Annotated in this window: 1 protein-coding gene and 2 pseudogenes; all 3 read left to right on the top strand. The window is 74.8% G+C overall.

Annotation, left to right across the window (positions count from 1 at the left end; genetic code table 11):
* The first annotated feature begins 349 nt into the window (after positions 1-349).
* Positions 350-16,000 (top strand): type I polyketide synthase, encoded by a 15,651-nt coding sequence (locus B207_RS0124695; RefSeq protein ID WP_018639361.1) that lies wholly within the window; start codon positions 350-352, stop codon positions 15,998-16,000.
* Between the two features lie 179 nt (positions 16,001-16,179).
* Positions 16,180-18,285 (top strand): annotated as a pseudogene (locus B207_RS35380) (type I polyketide synthase); the annotation flags it as partial.
* Positions 18,286-18,306: 21 nt separating this feature from the next.
* A pseudogene (locus tag B207_RS35375) lies at positions 18,307-21,297 on the top strand (KR domain-containing protein); the annotation flags it as partial.

Below are 21,297 nucleotides of genomic sequence, written 5' to 3'. Positions count from 1 at the left end.
TGGAACCGGCATTCACCGAATCCGGACTCGACCACATTGGCCGGACCCGTGTCCGGATCAGGCTGCAGGCTATTCTTTCGAAGCTGGAGGACGGCGCCACCGCACCTCCGGCGCTGGCCCTGGACACTCCGCTCGACGCGGCCGACGACGACGAGCTGCTGAGTTTCATCGACGCACAGTTGCGTGACCCCGAGCGGCGGACCTGACTTCGGTTAACGGCGGTATTCGGGTAACCGGCAAGCCCCCCTAGGGGCGCGACAGGGGTTGCTCGTGTAAAAGCCCCTCTCCTAGCATCATGATCTGATCCGGCCCGTAGAGTTTTCTGACCGGTCTGTGGAGAGTGGAATTCATGGCGAGTGAAGAGACGCTTCGCGACTATCTCAAATGGATGGCCGCGGATCTCCACCAGAGCCGTCAGCGGGTGCAGGAGCTGGAAGCCGCCCGGCGCGAGCCCATCGCCATCGTCGGCATGGGCTGTCGCCTTCCCGGTGACGCCCGCTCGCCCGGGGAACTCTGGCAGCTCCTTCTCGAGGGCCGGGACGGGATCGGCGGCTTCCCGACCGACCGGGGTTGGGACACCGAGCCGGAGGCCGGCACGGGAGACACCGGTGAGGGTGGGGTCGGTGGCTTCCTCTACGACGCCGGAGACTTCGACGCCGCCTTCTTCGGCATCAGCCCCCGCGAGGCACTCGCGATGGACCCGCAGCAGCGCGTCCTGCTCGAGGTCGCGTGGGAGGCGTTCGAAGGCAACCACCTCGACCCGCTGTCGATCCGCGGCGGCCAGGCCGGCGTGTTCATGGGCGGCGGCTACCTGGGGTACAGCTCGGGGATCGAGGAGCTCCCCGACGGCGTGCTGGGCCACCTGCTGACCGGCACGGCACCGGCGGTCATCTCCGGACGGCTCGCCTACACGTTCGGTCTCGAAGGCCCGGCGGTCACCATCGACACGGCCTGCTCCTCGTCGCTCGTCGCGATCCACCTCGCCTGCCAGGCCCTGCGGAACCGGGAGTGCTCGATCGCGCTCTCCGGCGGGGTGACCGTCATGTCCAGTCCGGACGCGTTCGGCGAGTTCAGCAAGCAGGGCGGGCTCGCCGCCGACGGCCGGTGCAAGTCGTTCGCCGCCGCGGCCGACGGCACCGGCTGGAGCGAGGGCGTCGGCGTGCTGCTCCTCGAACGGCTCTCGGACGCCCAACGTCTCGGCCGCCGCGTTCTCGGCGTGATCCGGGGAAGCGCCGTCAACCAGGACGGCGCCAGCAACGGGCTCACCGCGCCCAACGGCTCCGCCCAGCAGCGGGTGATCCTCCAGGCTCTCGCCGACTCCCACCTCGGCACCGCGGACGTCGACGCCGTCGAGGCGCACGGTACCGGTACCCGGCTGGGCGACCCGATCGAGGCGGGGGCGCTGATCGCCACCTACGGGCAGGACCGGCCGGCGGACCGTCCGCTGTGGCTCGGCTCGCTCAAGTCGAACATCGGGCACACCCAGGCGGCGGCCGGGGTGGCCGGGGTGATCAAGATGGTGCTGGCGCTCCAGCACGACACGCTGCCGAAGACGTTGCACGTGGACGCGCCGTCACCGCAGGTGGACTGGGACGCCGGTGCGGTCTCGCTGCTCACCGAGGCCCGCCCCTGGCCGCGGACCGACCGGCCGCGGCGGGCGGCGGTGTCGTCGTTCGGGGTCAGCGGGACGAACGCGCACGTGATCGTGGAGGAGCCACCCCCGTCGGCGCCGCCGGCTCCCGCGGCGGCGCCCGCGCCGGTGCTCCCGGTCACGCCGCTGGTGCTGAGCGCACGGTCGCAGGCCGCACTGCGCGCGCAGGCCGGTCGTCTGCGCGCGGTGGACTGCGCGGTCGCCGACCTCGGCGCGTCGTTGGCGACCCGGTCGGCGCTGCCGTACCGGGCCGTGGTGCTGGCGGCCGACCCGGACGAGCGTGACCGTGAGCTGGCGGCGGTCGCCGCGGGCGAGCGGCCGGTCGGGGAGGCGACCGCGGGCCGCCTCGGTGTGGTGTTCACCGGTCAGGGTGCCCAGCGGGTCGGCATGGGCCGCCAGCTGTACGAGACGTTCCCGGTGTACGCGGCGGCGTTCGACGAGGCGTGGGCGCTGTTCGACCGGGAGTTCCCGACCGAGGCGGAGGTTCTGGAACAGACGGGGAACGCCCAGCCGGCGCTGTTCGCGGTCGAGGTGGCGTTGCTGGCGCTGCTGCGCAGCTGGGGTGTGACGCCGGAGGTGGTGGCGGGGCATTCGATCGGGGAGATCACGGCCGCCTACGCCGCCGGAGTGCTGAGCCTCACCGACGCGGCCGTGATGGTGGCCGCGCGGGGACGGCTGATGCAGGCGTTGCCGGCCGGCGGGGGCATGCTCGCGGTCGAGGCCGGCGCGGCCGATCTCACCGCGGCCCTCACCACCGCGGGGATCGCGGTGGACGTCGCGGCGGTGAACGGCCCGGCGTCGGTGGTGGTGGCGGGGCCGTCCGGGCAGCTCGACCAGGCCGCCGCGCTCGCGGTGGCCAGGGGATGGAAGACCAGCCGGCTCAAGGTCAGCCACGCCTTCCACTCGGCGTTGATGGAGCCGATGCTCGCCGAGTTCGCCGAGGTCGTCCGCGGGCTCGCGTTCGGTGAACCCCGGATCGCGGCGGTGTCCACGGTCACCGGCGGGGTGGTGCGCGGAGAGTGGGCGGACCCGGACTACTGGGTACGGCAGGTGCGGAGCACGGTCCGGTTCGCCGATGCCGTGGCGGCGATGACAGATCTCGGCGTCACCCGGTTCCTGGAGGCCGGCCCGGACGGCATCCTCACCCCGCTCATCACGCCGCTCGTCGACGGTCCGGTCGCGGTGCCGGCGTTGCGGCGGGGCCGGGACGAGCCCACCACCGCCCTCACCGCGCTGGCCGCGCTCTTCGTCGCCGGGGTCCCGGTCGACTGGAAAGCCGTCACCGGCGGTGGGGCGTTGGTGGATCTGCCCACCTACCCGTTCGAGCACCAGCGGTACTGGCTGCATGGTTCGCCGGGCGGTGTCCGGGCCGCTGATCCCGACGCCGACCCCGCCGCCGATCTCTGGGCGGCGATCGAACGCGAGGACCTCAGCGCGGTCGCCCGCGAGCTGCGGATCGACGCCGAGGCGTCCGACCAGTACACCCTCGGCGACCTCGTCCCGGCGCTCTCCTCCTGGCGGCGTCGACGGCGTCAGCAGCAGGCGGTCGACACCCTCTGCTACCGGGAGACCTGGAAGCCTTTGCCCGACCGAGCCGTCCCCACGCTCGCCGGAACCTGGCTCGTGGTGGGCGACCGGGAGGCCCCGTACACCACGACCCTGGCCGACCTCATCACGGCGCACGGCGGGCAACCCGTCGCCGTCGCCCCGTCCACCGACCGGGCGACGCTGGCCACGGGCCTGCGGGCGGCGGCCGACGGGCTCACCGTGACCGGCGTGCTGTCCCTGCTGGCCCACGACGAGACGCCCGAGACGGCACACCCCTCGGTGTCCCGCGGGCTGAGTGGCACCCTCGCCCTCGTCCAGGCCCTCGGCGACACCGCGATCGACGCGCCGCTGTGGATCACCACCCGCGGCGCTGTCGTCACCGGCCCGACCGACCGCCCGGTGTCGACGGCACCGGGTGGCCCTGGCCACGCCGGCGCGAGCCACGCCGGCCCGGCGCACGCCGGCATCGCCCAGGCCGAGGTGTGGGGGCTCGGGCGGGTCGTCGGCCTCGAATGCCCCGAGCGGTGGGGCGGGCTGATCGACCTGCCGGAGACGGTCGACGACCGGGCGGGCGCCCGGGTCGCCGCGGTGCTCGCCGGTCTGCCGGACGACGAGGACCAGGTCGCCATCCGGCACAATGGGATCCTCGCCCGCCGCATCGTCCACACCGCGGCCGGCGAGCCCGACGGCACGGGCTGGCAGCCACGCGGGACGGTGCTCGTCACCGGCGGCACCGGCGCGCTCGGCGCCCACGTCGCCCGCTGGGCCGCCGCGAACGGCGCCGAACACCTCGTCCTGGTGAGCCGCCGCGGCCCCGCCGCCGCGAACACCACCGAGCTCACCGCCGAGCTGGCCGCCCACGGCGCCCGCGTCACGATCCTGGCCTGCGACACGGCCGACCGTGCCGCCGTGGCCACCCTCCTCGACGGCCTCGCCGGAGAGTCGCTGTCCGCGGTCGTCCACGCGGCGGGCATCGCGCACACCGCGCCGCTGCGCGACCTCGACGTCGCCACCACCGCCACGGTGCTGGCGGGAAAGACCGCCGGCGCGCTGCACCTCGACGAGCTGCTCGGTGACACCGCGCTCGACGCGTTCGTCGTCTTCTCGTCCATCGCGGCCACCTGGGGCAGCGGCTGGGGCGGCGCCTACGCCGCGGCCAACGCCGGCCTCGACGCGCTCGCCCAGCGGCGCCGGTCCCGTGGGCTCGCCGCCACCTCCATCGCCTGGGGGCCGTGGGCCGACGCCGGTATGGCCACCGTCGGTTCCGTCGAGGACGACCTGCGCCGCCTCGGCCTCGTCGCGCTGCGCCCCGAGCTCGCCGTCGACGCGCTCCGGCGGGCTGCCGGTGCTGGTGCCGGCGCCGGTGTCGCCGCCGCCACCCTCGTCGTCGCCGACGTCCGCTGGGAGACCTTCGCCGAGGCGTTCACCGCGTCGCGCAACCGGCCGCTGCTCGCCGACCTGCCCGAGGTCCGCGACCGGGACGTCGAGGCGCCCACCGCCGCCACGTCCGGCTGGCATGACCGGCTGGCCGCGCTGCCCGAAGCCGAGCGTCACAACGCCCTGCTCGACCTCGTCCGCACCAGCGCCGCCGCGGTCCTCGGCTACCCGTCCGCGGAGTCCATCGCGCTGGCCCGCCCGTTCCGCGAGCTCGGCTTCGACTCCCTGACCGCCATCGAACTGCGCGGCCGGCTGGCCACCGAGACCGGGTTGCGGCTTCCCCCCACCCTCGTCTTCGACTACCCCACCGCCGAGGGGCTCGCGCGCCACCTGCACGACACGGCGTTCGGCGCAGCCACCGCGCCCGCCGGCCCCGCCGTCGCGGCCGCGACCGCGCCGGTCGACGACGACCCCATCGTCGTGGTGGCGATGGCCTGCCGGTTCCCCGGCGACGTCGGATCGCCGGAGGACCTGTGGCAGCTCGTCGCCGCGGGCACCGACGCGATCGGCCCGTTCCCCACCAACCGCGGCTGGGACCTCGACGCCCTCTACGACCCCGACCCGGACGGGGTCGGCACCTCGTACACCCGCGAGGGCGGCTTCCTGCGTGAGGCGGACCTGTTCGACCACGCCCTGTTCGGCATCAGCCCGCGCGAGGCGCTCGCGATGGACCCGCAGCAGCGGCTGCTCCTCGAGACGTCCTGGGAGGCGCTCGAACGCGCGGGGATCGACCCGCAGTCGCTGCGCGGCAACGCCGTCGGTGTCTTCGTCGGCACCACCTACCAGGGGTACGCCGCGCTGCTGGAGGGCAGCCCGGAGGACCTCGGCGGGTACGTCGGCATAGGCAGCGCCGGCAGCGTCGCGTCCGGCCGGATCGCCTACACGCTCGGCCTCGAGGGCCCGGCGGTCACGGTGGACACCGCCTGCTCCTCCTCCCTGGTCGCGCTGCACCTCGCCGCCCAGTCACTGCGCCAGGGCGAGTGCGACCTCGCGCTCGCCGGCGGCGTGACCGTCATGTCGACGCCGGACACGTTCGTCGACTTCAGCCGCCAGCGCGGGCTGGCCGCCGACGGCCGGTGCAAGTCGTTCGCCGCCGCGGCCGACGGCACCGGATGGGCGGAGGGCGTCGGCATCCTGCTCGTCGAGCGGCTCTCCGCCGCGCGCCGGCTCGGCCACCCGGTCCTCGCCGTGGTGCGCGGATCGGCGGTCAACCAGGACGGCGCCAGCAACGGCCTCACCGCCCCCAACGGACCGTCGCAGCAGCGGGTCATCCGCCAGGCCCTCGCGAACGCCGGCCTCGCCCCGGGCGAGGTCGACGCGGTCGAGGCCCACGGCACCGGCACCACGCTCGGCGACCCGATCGAGGCCCAGGCGATCATCGCCACCTACGGGCAGGACCGGCCGGCCGACCGCCCCCTGTGGCTCGGCTCGGTCAAGTCGAACATCGGCCACGTCCAGTCCGCGGCCGGCGTCGCCGGTGTGATCAAAATGATCATGGCGATGCGGCACGCCACCCTCCCGCGGACCCTGCACGTCGACGCGCCGACTCCCGGGGTGGACTGGGCCGCGGGCGCGGTCGCCCTGCTCACCGAGTCCCGTCCCTGGCCGGGTACGGGTGACGCGCGGCGGGCCGGTGTGTCGTCGTTCGGAGTCAGCGGCACCAACGCCCACGTGATCATCGAGGAGCCGCCGGCCGAGGAGTCGGCGTCCGAGGAGACGCCGACGGTGCCGACGGCGCGGACGGCGCGGACGGCACCTGGCGACCGCGCGGTCCTGCCGTACCTCCTGTCCGCCACCCACGAGGCGGGGCTGCGCGACCAGGCGGCCCGGCTCCACGCCTTCCTCGACGCGCACCCCGATCTCCCGCTCGGCGGTGTCGCCCGGGCGACGGCCCACCGCGCCGCCCTCGGTCACCGCGCCGTCGTGCTGGCCCCGAACCGCCGCCAGCTCCTGCGCGACCTGGCCCGCCTCGCCGAGGACGGCCGGGTCACCAGCGGGGCGGTCGGCCCGGTCGGCGACGGCAGGCTGGCGCTGCTGTTCACCGGCCAGGGCGCGCAGCGGCTGTCGATGGGCGAGCAGCTCTACGCCGCCCACCCCGTGTTCGCCTCGGCGTTCGACGAGGTCTGCGCGCACGTCGACCGCCATCTCGAGACGTCGCTGCGGATGGTGGTCTTCGCCGACCCCGACGCCCTCGACCAGACCGGGTACGCCCAACCCGCGATCTTCGCCGTCGAGGTCGCGCTGCTGGCGCTGCTGCGGCACTGGGGGGTCACCCCCGACGTCGTCGCCGGCCACTCGATCGGCGAGATCACCGCGGCGTACGCCGCCGGCGTCCTCACCCTCGCCGACGCGGCCACCCTGGTGACCGTGCGGGGCCGGCTGATGCAGGCGCTGCCGGCCGGCGGCGGCATGCTCGCGGTGCAGGCCACCGAGGACGACGTGCTCGCCGCGCTGGCCGACGCCGGGCTGACCCTCGACGTCGCCGCCGTCAACGGCCCCGCCTCCACCGTCCTGTCCGGACCCGCGGACCTCCTGACAGCGGCCGGTCGGCTGGCCGCCGGCCGCGGCTGGAAGACGAACCGCCTGCGGGTCAGCCACGCCTTCCACTCGGCACTGATGGAGCCCATGCTCGGCGAGTTCGAGGCCGTGGTGCGGGGACTCACGTTCGCCGAACCGCACCTGAGCGCGGTGTCGACGGTCACCGGCGCACCGGTGCGCCCCGGCGAGTGGTCCGAGCCCGGGTACTGGGTGGCCCAGGTACGTCAGCCGGTCCGGTTCGCCGCGGCCGTCCAGGCGATGACCGGTCTGGGGGCCACCCGGTTCCTGGAGGTCGGCCCGGACGGCGTCCTCACCGCGATGGTGAGCGACGGCGTCCCGGACGCGACCGCCGTACCGACCCTGCGCCGGGACCGCGACGAAGCCGGCACGCTGCTCGGCGCCCTCGCCCAGCTGCACGTCCGGGGCGTCCGGGTGGACTGGGCGGCGCTGACCCCCGGCGGTGACGCGACCGGCGTGGACCTTCCCACCCACGCGTTCCAACGGCAGCGGTTCTGGCCGCAGTCGACGACCGACGACCGGGCCGACACCGACCCGGCGGTCCTGGGGCTGGCCACCAGCCCGCACCCGCTGCTCGGCGCGATCGTCCCGCTGGCGGGCGACGACGGCGGCGTCCTCACCGGACGGCTGTCGCTGCGGTCCCATCCCTGGCTGGCCGACCACACCGTCCTCGGCACCGTGCTGGTGCCCGGCACCGGGCTGCTGGAACTGGCCCTGGCCGCCGGGGACCTGCTCGCCACGCCGACCGTGGACGAGCTCGTCCTGGGGCAGCCGCTCGTCCTGACCCCGCGCGACGCCCGGTGGCTGCAGGTCGCGGTCGGCCCGCCGGACGACGCCGGCCGGCGCACCGTGACGATCCACTCCCGGCTGGAGTCCGCCGACCACGGCGAGCCCTGGACGGTGCACGCCACCGGCACGCTCGCCCCGGGCGACGGCGCTGGTGCCACCCTCGGCGCTGACCACGGTGCCGACCTCGGTGCCGACGCCGGTGTGTGGCCGCCGCCGGGCGCCGTCCCGGTCCCGGTCGACGGCGTCTACGACCTCCTCGCCGCCGGCGGCTATGACTACGGGCCCGTGTTCCAGGGCCTCACCGCCCTCTGGCGGCACGGTGCCGACCTCTTCGTCGAGGCCGGCCTGCCCGAGACAGCGACCGAGGACGCCGGCGCCTTCGGCCTGCACCCGGCCCTGCTCGACGCGACCCTGCACGGTCTCGGCGCCCAGGGCGCTGAGGGCGCTGAGGGCGTCGACGGTGGCGAGACCGGGGAGACGCGGCTGCCGTTCGCGTTCACCGGCGTCACGCTGCACACCGCCGGCGCCACCGCCGTCCGGGCTCGTCTCCGCTTCCACTCGGACGGGCGGACCGTCCAGATCGACGTCGCGGACCCGGCCGGCCAGCCGGTGGCGTCGATCGCCGGGCTCGCGTTCCGGCCGGTGTCCGCCGACCAGCTCGCCGGGGCCGACGACCCCGCGGCACAGTCCCTGCTCACCGTGGACTGGGTCGCCGAGACGGTGCCACCGGCGCAGGACGGCACACCCGCGTGGCAGTCCCTGTCGCTCAGCGATCCGACGGTCCCGCCCCGCTCGGGCGGAGCTACGGTCCTCCTGCTCGACGCCACCGAACCGGCGCCCCCCGCACGCGACGGCGACACGGTCGCCGGTGGCGCGGTGGACGCCCGCGTGGTGGACGCCGGCACGGTGGACGGCGGCACGGTGCGCGACCGCGCGGCCCGGGTGCTGGCCGTGCTGCAGTCCTGGCTGGCCGATCCGTCCTGGGTGGACGGACGGCTGGTCGTGGTGACCGCCGGTGCGGTGGCGGCCGCGCCCGGCGACGCCGTCCCGGGGCTCGCCGGTGCCGCCGTCTGGGGCCTCGTGCGGTCCGCCCAGGCAGAACATCCGGGCCGGATCCAGCTGATCGACGTCGACGGCCCCGACGCCTGGACAGTGCTTCCCGGGGTGGTCGCCGCGGACCTGCCCCAGGCGTCCATCCGGGCGGGCGCCGTGCGGGTGCCCCTGCTGGCCCGGGCGACGGCGGCGCCAGTGGACCCGGCAGACGCGGCAGACCCGGCAGACGCGGCAGACGCGGCGGGGCCGGCGGGGCCGGCGGGGCCGGCGGGGCCGGCGGGGCCGGTGAACTTCGGCACCGGCACGGTCGTCGTGACCGGCGCGACCGGCACCCTCGGCCGTCACCTCGTCCGTCACCTGGTGGCCGTCCATGACATCCGCGATCTGCTGCTGCTGTCCCGCAGCGGGACGGCGGCTCCCGGCGCGGCCGCCCTGCTCGACGAACTGGCGGCGGCCGGTGCCAGGGCACACCTGGTCGCGGCCGACGTGGCCGACCTCGAGGCGGTGCGTGCCGCGCTCGACGGGGTCGAGGTGTCCGCGGTCGTGCACACCGCCGGCGTCCTCGACGACGCCACGGTCACCTCGCTCACGCCCGAACGGATGGACGCGGTGCTGCGGCCGAAGGTCGACGCCGCGCTGAATCTGCGCGCGGCGACAGCCGGGCACGACCTGGCGGCGTTCGTCCTGTTCTCGTCGGCGTCGGGGATCTTCGGCGGAGGCGGGCAGGGCAACTACGCGGCGGCGAACACCTTCCTGGACGCCTACGCCGCCCACCTGCGCCACCTCGGCGTTCCGGCGACGTCGCTCGCCTGGGGACTGTGGGACACCGACACCGGCATGGCGGGTGGCCTCTCCGACCTCGCCCGGCGGCGGATGGCGCGCATCGGGATCATCCCGCTCACCGTCGCCGAAGGCCTGGCCCTGTTCGACCGGGCGGTCGCCGGCGACCGCGCGCTCCTCGTCCCGGCGCCGCTTGATCTGGCCGCGTTCCGGCCCGCGGCACAGGCGGGTCAGCTGCCGCCCATCCTGCGGGGTCTCGTCCGGACGCCGCCGTCGCGCCGGCGTGCCGCCGGTACCGGTGCCGGGGGCAACGGCGGGAGCGAGGCCGGGACGGCGTTCGGCGCCCGGCTCACCGGCCTCGACGACGTCGAACGGCAGCGGACGGTGCTGCAGCTCGTCCGCGGCCATGCCGCCGCGGTCCTGGGCTACGCCGCACCCGAGGACGTCCCGGCGAACCGGGCGTTCCGGGAACTGGGCTTCGACTCGCTCACCGCCGTCGAGCTCCGCAACCAGCTCAACGCCGACACCGGGCTTCGGCTGCCGGCCACGCTCCTGTTCGACTACCCGAACGCGGCGGCGCTCGCCGACTTCCTGATCGGTGAGCTGATCGGTGAACCCGGTGGCGGCCCGGCCGGCGTACCCGTCCGCACGGCCCCGGTCCGGCGGCCGAACGACGAGCCGATGGCGATCGTCGCGATGGCCTGCCGGTATCCCGGCGGGGTGACGTCACCCGACGAGCTGTGGGACCTGGTCGCGTCCGGCCGGGACGGCATCGGGACGTTCCCCGTCAACCGCGGCTGGGACGTGGAGGGGTTGTACCACCCGGACCCGGACCATCCCGGTACGTCGTACGCGCGGGAGGGCGGCTTCCTCCACGACGCGGCGGACTTCGACCCGGGCCTGTTCGGGATCAGCCCGCGGGAGGCCCTGGCGACGGATCCGCAGCAGCGGCTGCTGCTGGAGGCGGCGTGGGAGGTGTTCGAGCGGGCCGGTATCGACCCGCTCTCGCTGCGCGGCCACCGCACCGGTGTCTTCGCCGGGCTGATGTACCACGACTACGCGGGGCGGCTGCTGGAGGTGCCGGACGAGGTCCAGGGGCACCTGGGCATCGGCAACTCGGGCAGCGTGCTCTCGGGCCGGGTCTCCTACACCTTCGGCCTCGAAGGGCCCGCGGTCACGGTGGACACCGCCTGCTCCTCGTCGCTGGTGGCGTTGCACCTGGCGGTCCAGGCCCTGCGCAGCGGCGAGTGCGAGATGGCGCTGGCCGGCGGTGTCACGGTGATGGCGACGCCGGGCACGTTCGTCGGCTTCTCCCGGCAGCGCGGCCTCGCCGCCGACGGGCGCTGCAAGTCCTTCGCCGCCGCCGCCGACGGCACCGGCTGGGGCGAGGGTGTGGGCCTGCTGCTCGTGGAGCGGCTCTCCGACGCCCGTGCCAACGGCCATCCCGTCCTCGCGGTGGTCCGCGGATCGGCCGTCAACCAGGACGGCGCCTCCAACGGCCTGACCGCTCCCAACGGCCCGTCCCAGCAGCGGGTCATCCGCCAGGCCCTCGCCGACGCGGGTCTCACCGGGGCCGACGTCGACGTCGCCGAGGGGCACGGCACCGGCACGACCCTCGGTGACCCCATCGAGGCCCAGGCACTGCTGGCGACGTACGGCCAGGACCGACCGACACCGCTGTGGCTCGGTTCGATCAAGTCGAACATCGGGCACACGCAGGCCGCCGCCGGGGTCGCCGGCGTCATCAAGATGGTCCAGGCCATGCGCTTCGCCACCATGCCGCGGACGCTGCACGTCGACGCGCCCTCGCCGAACGTCGACTGGGCGGCGGGCGCGGTGTCGCTGCTGACCGAGGCCCGCGACTGGCCGGCGGGGGAACGGCCCCGGCGGGCGGCGGTCTCGTCCTTCGGGATCAGCGGCACCAACGCCCACGTCATCATCGAGGAGGCGCCGGCCTCAGCCGCCGCCCCGGCCGCGGCGGCGCCCGAGCGGGGGATCCGGCTCGACCCGCTCCCGGTCGTGCTGTCCGCCCACGACGGCGCGGCCCTCGCCGCCCAGGCGGGTCGCCTCCACGACCGACTGCTTGGCCGTTCCGGCCTGAGCCCCGCCGACCTGGACCGGGCCGACCTGGATCGTTCCGGTCTGGACCGGGCCGATCTGGCGCTGTCCCTGACGCGACGTGCCGCGCTGGCACAGCGCGCGGTCGTCCTGGCCGGCGGCCAGGATCTGCCGGCCGCGCTGGCCGCCCTGGCCCGGGACGAGCCCAGCGCGCAGGTGATCCGCGGCGTCGTGACCGAGGGCCGGCTCGGCCTGGTCTTCACCGGCCAGGGGGCGCAGCGGCTGCGCATGGGGCGGCGGCTGTACGAGGCGTTCCCGGCCTACGCCGCCGCGTTCGACGAGGCCTGCGAGCACCTGGACCGCCACCTCGACCGCCCGCTGCGGCCGATCCTCGACGAGCACCCCGACCTGCTCGACCAGACCGGCTACGCGCAGCCGGCGCTCTTCGCGGTCGAGGTCGCGCTCCTCGCGCTGGTCCGCCGCTGGGGCGTCACCCCGGACCTGCTCGCCGGCCACTCGATCGGCGAGGTCACCGCCGCCTACGCCGCCGGGGTGCTCGATCTCCCGGATGCCGCGATGCTGGTCGCCGCCCGCGGCCGGCTGATGCAGGCCCTGCCGGCGGGCGGCGGCATGCTCGCAGTCGGCGCGCCGGAGACGGCACTCGCGCAGGCCCTGACCCAGGCGCGGCTCGACGTCGACGTCGACATCGCGGCGGTCAACGGCCCGGAGTCGGTGGTGCTCTCCGGTTCGCGTGAGGCGCTCGACCGGGCGGCCGACCTCGCCACCGCCCACGGCTGGCGCAGCAACCGCCTGCGGGTCAGCCACGCGTTCCACTCCGCTCTGATGGAGCCGATGCTCGCCGAGTTCGAGGCGGTGGTGCGCGGCCTCACCCTCGCCGCCCCGCGCGTTCCCGCCATCTCGACGGTGACGGCCGCCGCCGTCCGGCCCGAGGACTGGGCGACGCCGGAGTACTGGGTGGACCAGGTGCGACGTCCGGTCCGGTTCGCCGACGCGATGGCCGCCATGGCCGCCGCCGGCGTCACCCGGGTCCTGGAGATCGGCCCGGACGCGGTGCTCACCGCGATGATCCGCGACGGCCAGCCCGACCTGGTCACCGCGTCGACCCTGCGCCGCGACCGGGACGAGATCACCGCACTGCTCGGCGGCCTGGCTGTTCTCCACGTGCACGGGACGGACATCGACTGGGCCGCGGTCCTCGACGGCACCGGCGGCTCCGTCGTCGAGCTGCCCACCTACGCCTTCCAGCACCAGCGGTTCTGGCTGGACACGGGCACGCCCGCCGGCGATCTGTCGAGCGCCGGCCTCGGGGACGCCGAGCATCCCCTGCTCGGGGCCGCCGTCACGATGCCGGACAGCGACGCGCTGCTGTTCACCGGCCGGCTCGGCCGCGACACCCCGCCGTGGCTGGCCGAACACCTCGTCTTCGACCGCGCCGTCGTCCCCGGCACCGCCCTGCTCGACATCGCGCTGGCGGCCGGGGACCGCGCCGGCACACCGGTCGTCGACGAGCTGGTCCTGCAGGCCCCGCTCGTGCTGCCGGAGACCGGAGGAGCCCAGCTGCGCGTCTCGGTCGGCGCCACCGACGGCGCCGGGCGCCGGACGCTGGCCATCTACTCGCTGGTCGACGAGGCGACCGGGTGGATCGGCCATGCCAGCGGTGTGCTGAGCGCCGAGGCGGTCGACGAGGAGCCGGCGGGCGAGCCGACCTGGCCGCCGGCGGCTGCCCTCGAGGTACCCCTCGACGGCTTCTACGCCGGCCTGGCCGACGTCGGTCTGGGCTACGGCCCCGCCTTCCGGGGGCTTGCCGGCGCCTGGCGGCAGGAGAACGTGACCTACGCCGACGTGCGGCTGGCCGACGAGCCCGCCGCGGCTATCGCTACCGCTGCCGACGGCGCCACCGGTTTCGGTGTGCACCCGGCTCTGCTCGACGCCGCCCTGCACGCCATCGGCGCCACCGACCTGCTCGGCGACGACTCGGGCCAGGCCCGGCTGCCGTTCGCGGTGAGCGGGGCGCGGCTGCACGCTGTCGGCGCAGGTGCCCTCCGGGCGCGGTTCACCCGCCTGGGGCCGGACACGGTGGGCGTGGCCGCGTTCGACGGCTCCGGTGCTCCGGTGATCTCGATCGAGCGGCTGGCGTTCCGGCCGGTGGCCGCGGACCAGGTCGCCGGTCGCGGCGAGACGCCGGCCCTCCCGGTCTTCGCCGTCGACTGGGTACCGCAGCCGGTGACCACCAGCGATGTCCCCGACACCCCCGGTGACTGGCCTGCCGTGACGTTGGCGGGCGGGCTGCCGGCGGAGGCCGGGCCGGCGCGGGTGGTGGTGCTGGACTGCATGCACCCGGACCGCATGGATCCGGGCCGGATGGATCCGGAGCGGGCGGGTGAGGCCGCGCCGGACGCGGAGCGTGTGCGGGAGCGGGTGGTCGCCCTGCTCGGCGTGCTGCGGGCGTGGGTGGAGGAACCGCGGTGGGCCGAGGCCCGGCTGGTGGTGCTGACCCGCGGAGCGGTGGCGGTGTCGGCGTCCCGCGGTGAGGCGGCGCCCGGCGGCGAGACTGTGCCCGGGCTGACCGAGGCGGCGCTGTGGGGCCTGGTGCGTACGGCCCAGTCGGAGCATCCGGACCGCTTCCACCTGGTGGATGTGGATGATCCGGGCGCGCTCGACCTGGCGCGTCGGGTGGTGGCCGCCGGGACCGCGCAGGCGGCGGTGCGAGACGGGTCGGTGTACGTGCCACGGCTTAGCCGGGTGCGGCTGGACGCGGCCGGATCCGCGCAGGATCTGGGCTCGGGGACGGTGGTGCTGACCGGTGGGACCGGAATGCTGGGCAGTGTTCTGGCCCGGCATCTGGTCACCGCCCGCGGAGTCCGGGATCTGCTGGTGCTCAGCCGGCGGGGCCCGGCGGCTCCCGGGGCCGCGGAGCTGGCGGCGGAGCTGACCGCCGCGGGTGCCGCCGTCCGGGTCGCGGCCTGTGACGTGGCCGACCGTGCCGCGCTGGACGAGGTGCTGGCCGGCGTCGACGTCTCCGCGGTCGTGCACGCGGCGGGCGTGCTCGACGACGGCATGCTGACCTCGCTGACCCCGCGGCGGCTTGACGCGGTGCTCCGGTCGAAGGTGGACGCGGCGCTGAACCTGCATGCGGTCACGGCCGGCCGGCGGCTGGCCGCCTTCGTGCTGTTCTCGTCCGCGTCCGGGATCTTCGGTAACGCGGGTCAGGCGAACTACGCGGCGGCGAACACGTTCCTGGACGCCTTCGCGGCCCGCCTGCGAGCGCAGGACGTGCCGGCCACCGCACTGGCCTGGGGGCTGTGGGACGCGGGCGGTGGGATGGGCGGCGACCTGGACCGGGACCGTCTCGCCCGCACCGGCTTCGGCGCGCTGTCCGTACCGGACGGGCTGGCCGTCCTCGACGCAGCGCTGGGTGGCGTACATCCGCTGCTGGTGCCCATCCAGCTCGACCTGGCGGCGATGCGCTCCCGGGCCGCGGGCGGCGAACCCGTCCCACCGCTGCTGCGCGGACTGGTCCGGGTGGCTCGCCGAGCCGCGGACGGCAGTGGCACGAGCGGCGCGGGCGGCGCGGGCGGCGCGGGGCTTGCGGAGCGGCTCGCACCCCTGGCCGAGGCCGAGCGGCAGCGGGCGGTACTGGAGATCGTCCGGGGATGCGCCGCGCGGATCCTCGGCTATCCCGCGGCGGCCGCCGTCGAACCGGCCCGGGGGTTCCTGGAGCTCGGCTTCGACTCGCTCACCGCCGTCGAACTGCGCAACCAGCTCACCGCCGAGACCGGACTGCGGCTGCCGGCGACGCTGCTCTTCGACTACCCGTCGCCGACGGCGCTCGCGAAGCACCTGGCCGCCGAACTCACGCCGGCACCGGCCGAAGGTGGCGCACCGAGCGATCTGCACGCCGAGATCGATGGGCTCGCGGTCCGGCTCGGTACCGCCGCCTTCGACGACGCCGATCGGGTGGCGATCGGCGAACGGCTCAGAGCGCTCCTGGTCGGCTTCGCCGGCACGGGAACCAGTCCCGGCCAGGACACCGGCTCGGACGACCTCGAGTCCGCCACCGCCGAGGAGATCTTCGACCTCCTCGACAGCGAACTCGGTGCGCCGTGAGCGACGGGAACGGGGAGAGCGCGGTGACCGGCGGGAAGGGACCCGTCCCTACGAGCGAAGCGAGAGCCAGCGTGCCAGCCGGCCGGGACAGGAACGGGCAACAGGCCATGAACCAGCAAGAGGCCACGAACCAGCAAGAGGCCATGAACGACCGTGGGTCCCTGAACCAGCACGGGTCCACGAACGAGGAGAAGTACCTCGCGTACCTCAAGCGGGCCACGGCCGACCTGCGCACCGCCCGGCAGCGTCTGCACGAGCTGACGGAACGCGACCGGGAGCCGATCGCCGTCGTGGCGATGAGCTGCCGCTACCCCGGGGGCGTGAGCACCCCGGAGGACCTGTGGCGGCTGGTCGCCGAGGGGCGGGACGCGATCGCCGGCTTCCCCGACGACCGCGGCTGGGACGTCGGCGGCCTCTACGACCACGAGACCGGTCGGCTCGACACCGGCGCCCACCTGGCCGGCGGCTTCCTCCACGACGCCGCGGGCTTCGACTCCGGGCTCTTCGGTATCAGCCCGCGTGAGGCCCTCGCGATGGACCCGCAGCAGCGGCTGCTGCTGGAGACCTCCTGGGAGGCCTTCGAACGGGCCGGCCTCGACCCGCTCGGCATGCGGGAGAGCCGCACCGGAGTCTTCGCCGGCGTCATGTACCACGACTACGGTTCCCGGCAGCTGGAGCTGCCCGAAGGGGTCGCCGCCTACCTCGGCAACGGCAACTCCGGGAGCGTCGCCTCGGGCCGGATCGCCTACACCTTCGGCCTCGAGGGCCCGGCCGTCACCATCGACACGGCGTGTTCGTCCTCCCTGGTCGCCATGCACCTGGCGGCCCAGGCACTGCGGCTCGGCGAGTGCGACCTGGCGCTCGCCGGTGGCGTGACGGTGATGGCGACGCCCGGCACCTTCATCGAGTTCAGCCGGCAGGGCGGCCTGGCCGCCGACGGCCGCTGCAAGTCGTTCGCCGCGGGCGCCGACGGCACCGGGTGGGGCGAGGGCGTCGGCATGCTCCTGCTGGAGAAGCTCTCCGACGCCCACCGCCACGGGCATCCCGTCCTCGCGGTGATCCGGGGAAGCGCCGTCAACCAGGACGGCGCGAGCAGTGGGCTCACCGCCCCCAACGGTCCGTCCCAGCAGCGGGTCATCCGCCAGGCGCTGGCCGGCGCCCGCCTCTCCACCGCGCAGGTCGACGCACTCGAGGCCCACGGCACCGGCACCCGGCTGGGCGACCCGATCGAGGCCCAGGCCCTGCTGGCCACGTACGGGCGGGACCGGCCGGACGACCGCCCGCTGTGGCTGGGATCGGTCAAGTCGAACATCGGCCACACCCAGGCGGCGGCCGGTGTCGCGGGCGTCATCAAGATGGTCATGGCGATGCGGCACGGCCTGCTGCCGCAGACCCTGCACGTGGACGCGCCCTCGCCCCAGGTCGACTGGTCGGCGGGCGCGGTGCGGCTCCTGACCGAGTCCCGTCCCTGGCCGGTGCAGGACGGACGTCCCCGGCGGGCGGGGGTGTCGTCGTTCGGGATCAGCGGCACCAACGCCCACGTCATCCTCGAGGAGGCCCCCGCCACCCCGGCGGCGGACACAGCCACGGCGCAGGACGACCCAGGCTCGGCGCAGGACACGGTCTCGGCGCAGGACGGCCCGACGGCGGCAAAGCTGCCGGTCGTTCCGATCGTGCTGACCGCGCGCACCGACGCGGCGCTCGTCGCGCAGGCCGAGCGGCTGGGAACAGCACTGTCGTCCGAGGGGCTCCTCCTCGCGGACGTCGGCCGGTCGCTCGCCCGCAGACCTGTTCTCGAGCACCGGGCGGTACTGCTGACCACCGCCCCCTCGGCCCTGCCGGCCTCCCTTGCCTCCCTTTCGGCCTTTTCCGATCTGTCTGACCTGTCCGACGGGGCCGATGGCGTCGCGTGCAGGCGCGGTGTGGCCGTCGAGGGTCGGTTGGGGCTGGTGTTCACCGGTCAGGGTGCGCAGCGGGTTGGTATGGGTCGGGGGTTGTACGGGGCGTTTCCGGTGTTTGCGGCGGCGTTCGACGAGGTGTGCGCGGTTCTCGATCCGCTTGTGGGTTGTTCGGTGCGGGAGGTGGTTGAGGGCGATCCGGAGGTGTTGGAGGGGACCGGGTGTGCGCAGCCGGCGTTGTTCGCGGTGGAGGTGGCGCTGCTCGGGTTGCTGCGGCATTGGGGGGTTCGGGCGGAGGTGGTGGCGGGGCATTCGATTGGTGAGGTGTCGGCGGCGTACGCGGTGGGGGGTTCGGGCGGAGGTGGTGGCGGGGCATTCGATTGGTGAGGTGTCGGCGGCGTACGCCTGTTGGATCCGCTTCTGGATTGTTCGGTGCGGGAGGTGGTTGAGGGCGATCCGGAGGTGTTGGAGGGGACCGGTTATGCGCAGCCGGCGTTGTTCGCGGTGGAGGTGGCGTTGCTGGCGCTGGTGCGGGACTGGGGGGTGCGGGCTGAGGTGGTGGCGGGGCATTCGATTGGTGAGGTGTCGGCGGCGTACGCGGCGGGGGTGTTGAGCCTGGCGGATGCGGCGGTGTTGGTGGCGGCGCGGGGCCGGTTGATGCAGGGGTTGCCGGCCGGCGGAGGAATGCTCGCTCTCGCCGCCGGTGAGGTGGAGGTACTTGCCGGGCTGTCGGCGCGGGGTCTGGTCGTGGATGTGGCGGCGGTCAACGGGCCGTCGGCTCTTGTCGTTTCCGGTCCGCATGCCGTGTTGGACCAGGTGGCGGTCCTCGCCGAGGAGCATGGGTGGCGGAGTCGGCGGTTGTCGGTGAGTCATGCGTTTCATTCGGTGTTGATGGAGCCGATGCTGGCCGAGTTCGAAACGGTGGTGCGTGGTCTGACGTTCTCCGAGCCGGCCCTGCCGGCGGTCTCGACGGTGTCCGGTGCCGCGGTCGGGGTGGGTGAGTGGTCGGATCCGGGGTACTGGGTGGCCCAGGTACGTCGGCCGGTGCGTTTCGCTGACGCCGTCCAGACCATGGCAGAGCTGGGTGTGACTCGGTTTCTGGAGGTCGGCCCGGATGCGGTGCTGACGCCGATGGTTGGTGATGTGCTGCCTGAGCCGGGGGCTGTGCTGGCGGTGTCGACGTTGCGTCGTGGTCGGGAGGAGGCCGCCACGTTGCTGGGCGCGGTGGCGGAGCTGTTCGTGACCGGGGCCCGGGTGGACTGGGCGAGGGTGTTCGAGGGCAGCGGTGCCCGGCACGTCGACCTGCCGACCTACGCCTTCCAGCACCGCCGGTTCTGGCTCGAGTCGGCCCCGGACGGCACCGATCTCCAGGCTGTCGGCCTCGACGAGACCGGTCACCCACTGCTCGGCGCCGCCGTACCGCTGCCCGACGGTGGCATGGTCTTCACCGGCCGGTGCTCCGTCCAGGCGCATCCGTGGCTCGCCGACCACGCCGTGCACGGCGCGACGGTCGTCCCGGGCACCGCGCTGGTCGAGCTGGTGCTCGCCGCCGGTGAGCGGGTCGGTGGAATGTCCGTCGACGAGCTACTCCTGCGGGCCCCGCTGGTCCTGCCGGCGAACGGTGGCGTCCGGCTGCGCGTCCTGGTGGCCGCCGCCGAGGAGGACGGCCGGCGCACCGTGAGCGTCGACTCGGCGCGGCCGGACGAGGCCGGAACCACCTGGACCGTGCACGCGACCGGTGCCCTGCGGCCCGAGATCGGCGTGCCCGACCCCGATCCGGACCTAACAGTGTGGCCCCCGACCGGTGCGGACGAGATCGACACCGCCCACCTCTACGAGGCGCTCGCGGACGCCGGGCTGGGCTACGGTCCCGCGTTCCGCGGCCTCGTCCGGGCCTGGCGGCGCGGTGAGGATCTGTTCGCCGAGGTCACCGGCGCCGAGACCACCGACGGCTACGTGTTGCACCCGGCGGTGTTCGACGCCGCGCTGCACGCGATCGCCCTCGGCGGGCTGCTGCCCGACACCGAAGGCGTCCCGCTGCCGTTCGCCTTCTCGGGCGTCCACGTCCACGGCCTCGCCGGCCTGACGGTGCGCGTCCGGCTTGCCCGCAACGCGGCCGCCCCGGCGGCCGCCCCGGCGACGAGCCCGTCGTCCCCGCAGGTCTCCGTCCGGCTCACGCTCGCGGACGGGGACGGCCTCCCGGTGGCAGCCGTCGAGTCCCTCGCCCTGCGCCCGATGTCCGCCGACCAGCTCGCCGACGGCCGCGGTCTTGCCGACCGGCTTCTGTTCCTGCCGCGGTGGCGACCGGTCGCCGGCCTCGTCCCAGCCGGCCTCGACTCCGGCAGCGCCGTCCCCGACGGTGCCGTTCTCGACGGCGTCGACCTGGCCTGGCGGACGGTGCAGCTGGGGGAGCCGCTGCCCGAGCCGGCCGAGGTGCTTGTCGTCGACTGCACCCGGGTCGCCGCCCCGCTCCCGGTGGACGCGGGCACCGCGCAGACGTGGGTACAGCTCGATCCGGTGCTGGTACGCCGACGTGCGGCTGAACTCCTCGAGGTCCTGCAGACGTGGTTGTCCGACCCGGGATGGGCGCAGAGCCGGCTGGTGGTGGTGACCGCCGGAGCCGTCGCGGTGACGCCGGATGCCGGACTGCCGGGCGATGGAGTGCCGGGCGTGGAGGCCGCTGCGTTGTGGGGGTTGGTGCGTTCGGCGCAGGCGGAGCATCCGGGTCGGATTGTGCTGGTGGATGTGGGTGGGGCCGCTGATCGTGTGGTGTTGCCGGTGGTGGTGGCGTCGGGGGTGGGGCAGGCGGCGGTCCGGGACGGGTCCGTGCTGGTGCCGAGGCTGGTCCGGGTGACGGCTGGGCGGGAGACCAGCGGTGTGGATTTCGGTGCTGGGACGGTGGTGGTGACGGGGGCGACGGGGACGTTGGGCGCGGTCCTGGTGCGGCATCTGGTCGCCGTGCACGGGGTGCGGGATCTGGTGTTGCTCAGCCGGCGGGGCTCGGCGGCGCCGGGTGCGGACACGTTGGTGGCTGAGCTGACCGCGGCGGGTGCGACGGTGCGTCTGGTCGCCTGTGATGTGGCTGATCGGGGTGCTCTGGAGCGGGTGCTGGCCGATGACGGTGTGTTCACGTCGTTGACGCCGGAGCGGTTGGACGGTGTGCTGCGGTCGAAGGTGGACGCGGCGGTCAACCTGCACGCTGTCACGCGCGACCGCGGCGTCCAGGCGTTCGTCCTGTTCTCGTCGGTCGCCGGCCTGTTCGGTAACGCGGGGCAGGCGAACTACGCGGCGGCGAACACCTTTGTCGACGCCTACGCCGCCCATCTGCGCGGCAGCGGCGTGCCAGCGACCGCCATCGGCTGGGGCCTGTGGGAGGCGGGGATGGGCGCCGCCCTCACC

Source organism: Parafrankia elaeagni (assembly GCF_000374165.1).
GTDB classification, from domain to species: domain Bacteria; phylum Actinomycetota; class Actinomycetes; order Frankiales; family Frankiaceae; genus Parafrankia; species Parafrankia elaeagni.
Note: the sequence above shows the minus strand (reverse complement) of the source record. Positions and strands in the feature narration are given on the sequence as shown.